At 68.6% G+C, this 647-nt stretch carries 1 protein-coding gene; it reads left to right on the top strand.

What is annotated here, in order from left to right; translation table 11 throughout:
• The coding region (locus ACDA63_RS20150; protein WP_373665091.1) for a mannose-1-phosphate guanylyltransferase at positions 1-647 on the top strand (647 nt) is incomplete at both ends.

The raw sequence follows: 647 nt of genomic DNA, 5'->3' as shown, positions 1-647 counted from the left end.
ATCGCTGAGCAGGACGGCGACGACCCGGTGCTGCTGGTCATGCCCGCCGACCAGGTGGTGGTCGATGTGGCAGCCTTCCAGCGCGCCATGCACGAAGGCTACGTGCTCGCCCAGGGCGGGGCGCTGGTCACCTTCGGCATCGTCCCGGACCGGGCCGAGACCGGCTACGGCTACATTCGCACCGGCACGCCGGTGGCGGGGGCGGCCACCGCCCGCGCGCTGTCGGCCTTCGTCGAAAAGCCCAACGCCGAGCGTGCCGAGCAATATGTCGCCTCCGGCCACTACCTGTGGAACAGCGGCATCTTCATGATGCGCGCCAGCGTCTGGCGCCGGGCGCTGGTCACCTTCGCCCCGGCCATCAGCAAGGCGTGCGAAGAGGCGGTCGCCGCTGCCAAGCGGGACGTCGACTTCGTGCGCGTCGACAAGGCGATCTTCGCCGCCTGCCCGTCGGATTCCATCGACTACGCCGTGATGGAAAAGCTCAACGAGCACCCCGAACTGGGCCAGGGCATCGTCGTGCCGCTGGCGGTCGGCTGGTCGGATGTGGGCGCGTGGGATGCGCTGTGGCAAGTGGGCGACAAGGACGATGCGGGCAACGTCACGCGCGGTGAAGTCATGCTCGAAGACACGCGCGACAGCCTCATCTT

It is taken from the genome of Uliginosibacterium sp. sgz301328 (genome assembly GCF_041807905.1).
In the GTDB taxonomy this organism is placed as follows: Bacteria; Pseudomonadota; Gammaproteobacteria; order Burkholderiales; family Rhodocyclaceae; genus JBGVSA01.
This window is presented reverse-complemented; position numbering and strand designations above follow the sequence as displayed.